Origin of the sequence: uncultured Agitococcus sp. (assembly GCF_937920075.1) — a bacterium.
Lineage (GTDB): Bacteria > Pseudomonadota > Gammaproteobacteria > Pseudomonadales > Moraxellaceae > Agitococcus.
Window position 1 is genome coordinate 1 of record NZ_CALETI010000201.1, and the last position, 3,889, is coordinate 3,889.

General features: G+C 37.1%; 3 protein-coding genes. All 3 read right to left on the reverse strand.

Going from position 1 to position 3,889, the window contains the following annotated elements; all coding sequences use genetic code 11:
- A partial coding sequence (locus tag Q0212_RS07405; RefSeq protein ID WP_297924098.1) for a hypothetical protein occupies positions 1-691 on the reverse strand: 691 nt, incomplete at its 3' end.
- 368 nt (positions 692-1,059) lie between these two features.
- The gene (locus Q0212_RS07410) at positions 1,060-2,082 is read right to left on the reverse strand and encodes a hypothetical protein (protein ID WP_297924099.1); all 1,023 of its coding nucleotides are present in this window, start codon (positions 2,080-2,082) and stop codon (positions 1,060-1,062) included.
- A gap of 258 nt (positions 2,083-2,340) precedes the next feature.
- On the reverse strand, positions 2,341-3,889 hold a 1,549-nt coding region (locus Q0212_RS07415), incomplete at its 5' end, for an ATP-binding protein (RefSeq protein WP_297924101.1).

The following is a 3,889-nucleotide window of genomic DNA, read 5'->3' on the forward strand; positions in this document are numbered from 1 at the left end:
TAGTGTGCATTACAAAACCTAACGTTTGCACAGTCGGTGTTATTAAGAATTGTTGGAACCAATATTGACCTAAGTTATCAATAGGTTGGAATGGCATTTTCTCAAAGTCAGCATACATGCTATTTGTCGAGTAACCGCCCAAACGGTAATTTTTTTCGGTAATACCATAGGTGTTATATTTGGTGCTGTCACTAAACCAAGCACTTAATCCACCTTTACCATCATCTAAATAATCACCATACAACCAGCTAGCGGCCATATTGTCAATGCTACCCCAAACAGTTAATTTGGCATAGTTATAACCACCCAAGTCATTACCGTGAGCATCTGCACCTTGAGTATGGTTTTGGAAGTGCCAATAAGAAGTGTATTTAACGATACCAGAACCTGCACCCCAAACTGGAGCGACTTGACAGCTACCTGTGCTAGCACCACACAAATAAGTATCCATAAAATCGTCAACGTCATAAGCCCCTTGACCCAAGGCATTGGCAAATTGATCAATGGTTAAACCAGCTTTAGTGGCACCATTTAATAATTTTGCATAGTTAGTTGTTGTTGGGTTAGCTTTCATATAGTTCACAGCATCAATAGCAATACGCTTGTGAGTTTCTTGACTAAAAGCTTGGGCTTCCATGGCCAAACCGAGAGCTAAACTAGTGCCACAAATCAGTTTGGTAACGTTTTTCATGATAGACCCCTAAAGTTTTTGGAATTTAGCAAGTAGGCTAAATAAAGGTTTTATGTAGTAAGTGAGATAATAATAGACTATTAAATGCACAATCACGTTGCGGAAAACTGTCAAAAACTTAACCTTGGACGCCACGTGGATGAGTGGTGCAAATAAATAGATAAATGGTTTTAATTTGTGGTTAATTTGGCATTTTTATCAGAGTTGATGTGTTTTTTAGTGGACGTTTAGTGCCTTTTTTGAATAGTTTTAATGATGTTTTTTTATAAAGTTGATGTTTATTGATTGGTATTTTATTTTTTATATGTTATAACATAACATTAAATTATAATAAAAAAGCCTTAATCACAACGATTAAGGCTTTTTTATTATAAACGTTCAGCTGCGCGATTTAATACACGAACAACCATTGCGATAGCATGTGGTACAACGATTTTGCCCACGTTTTTGCGATCATTATGGTCAGTGCTAGATAACACAATACCACCTTGGCTATAAGCAACACTTGCACCTTGGGTTAACAAAGGACGAATGTCTGTTGCAGTAGAAGATAGTGGTGTTAAGTTATTTAAGGCAGCAGTGACTAAAGCAGAATTGTTTAAGCCTTCGGAATAATAGTAGTCATTAACCCAACCTTCCCAACCTGAGTGATTAAGTGCAGAGGTTGTCCAAACGTGGTGAGGTTGTAATAAATCAGTGGTGTGTAACACAAAACCTAAAGTTTGTACTGTTGGTGCGGCTAAGAATTGTTGAAACCAATATTGACCCAAGTTATCAATTGGTTGGAACGGGGCTTTTTCAAAATCAGCATACATATTGTTGGTAGAGTACCCACCTAAACGATAATTCTTTTCGGTAATGCCATAAGAATTATGTTTGCTGCTATCTTGCCAAAACCAAGCGGTTAAACCACCTTTGCCATCATCTAAATAATCGCCATATAACCAAGTGGCTGCCATGTTGTCGATATCACCCCAAACGGTTAATTTAGCATAGTTATAACCACCTAAGTCGTTACCGTGGGCATCAGCACCTTGTGTATGGTTTTGGAAGTGCCAGTATGAGGTGTATTTTACAATACCAGCTCCTAAGCCCCAGACAGGTGCAATTTGACAACTACCTGTTGTTGCGCCACATAAATAAGTGTCCATAAAATCATCAACGTCATAAGCCCCTTGACCCAAGGCATTGGCAAATTGATCAATGGTCATACCTGCTTTAGTTGCAGCATTTAAAATTTTGGCGTAATTGGTTGTTGTAGGATTGGCCTTCATATAATTAACGGCATCAATGGCAATGCGTTTGTGGGTTTCTTGGCTAAATGCTTGGGCATCAACAGCAATACCTGCGGCTAAAGTTAAACCACAAAGAGCTTGAGTAAATTGGCGCATGATGAATCCTCTAGTTTGAAAAGATTTTCTATTGGCTTCTTATCGTTTTTCAAACGTATAAGCATAAAAAATAGAAGTAATTTTTTTGTATATTTTGCTGAAAAGAATTATAGATCAATATTTGAACATTTCTAGATAAAATACGCCATAAAACTTAACTTTATGCGCCATCATTAGGGGCTGTTGATATTTTGATTGTGGTTGCGAAAGAGACTATTTTTTAGCTAATACGAGGTAAAGGTGGTGTTTTTTATTATGTTAGGATGGCATCCATTTATTCAGCATTCTTTTTAAAGATTGAATTTCAACAGGTTTTGATAGATAGTCATTCATGCCCGCTAATAAACAACGTTCGGCTTCGCCACGTAACGCATTGGCGGTAAAAGCAATAATAGGACAAGATTGTTGATTGACTGATTCTTGGTGGCGAATAGCTTTGGTAAGCTCAAAACCATCCATCTCGGGCATATGACAATCGGTGATGACTAAAGCAAAACGGTGTTGTTGCCAAAGAGCTAAAGCTTGTTTGCCATTATCTGCTAATAGACAAGTGTAGCCCAAAAAGGCTAATTGTTTGGCGACAACTTTTTGATTAACAGGATTATCTTCTGCCACTAAAATTAATACGCCTTGTTGTTCGGCTTCAATAATACCTAGCGGTTGTTTGCGGTTATTGTTGATTTGATGAGGATGAACGTAAGTATTTTTTAAGACACCACTTGCTAATAAAATGCTTTGGTACAAATCATCACGACGTAATGGTGAAATCCATAAATACCATTGTTTATCAGGTAATTGATGCCCTAAGCTGGCTTTGTCGTGACGATGTGTTAATAAAATAGTGGGTAAATGGGCTAAATGAGTGGGTGGAGTAGGCCAACGACTATCTAGTAGTAAAATACTGGATTGATGATTAATGATTGAGTTATCTATTTGATTAACATCAGAGAAAATTGCTACATCTGCATGAGCAGCATTTAAATAACTATAAATAATTTTGCGTAAAGGTGTTTCATCTAACACTGCAATAATTTTTTGTTGTGTTAAATTGATAGGATTGGCTGTGTGTGGATGAATGGGCAATCGTACAAAGACACTAAAACAACTGCCAATACCAACAGAACTATTAACTTCAATATAACCACCCATAATTTCAGTTAGACGACGACAAATCGATAATCCTAAACCTGTGCCACCATAATTACGACGGATAGAGTTTTCGGCTTGGCTAAAAGGCTGAAATAATTGATGAATAATATCAGGTGCAATACCAATACCGTCATCTTCTACTTGCAACATAAGTTCTACGGCATTGGCATGTAAGGCATGGATATCGGCTCTGATTTGAACCATGCCTTGTTTACTTGTACTGGGATGAGTAAATTTAATGGCATTACTACATAAATTGAGTAATATTTGTCGTAATCTAACAGGATCGCCTTCTAGCCTATCGGGTAGGTCTGGGTTAATAAAACAGCTTAGAGAAATATCTTTTTGTAAGGCATTAGGCATGAGTGTTTCAGTGACACTTTCTATCAGTTCACTCAATGAAAACGGAATTCTTTCTAGGCTTAAACGACCAGCTTCGATTTTAGAAAAGTCTAAAATATCATCTAATAAATTAAGTAATACGAATGAAGACTCACGAATAGTACTAAGCATATTGGCTTGTTCATGATCAAGTGTCGTTTCTTTTAATAAATCAATCATGCCAACAATGCCATTCATTGGCGTACGTATTTCGTGGCTCATCATTGCCAAAAATAAACTTTTGGCTTCATTAGCACTTTCGGCTTGTGTTTTTGCT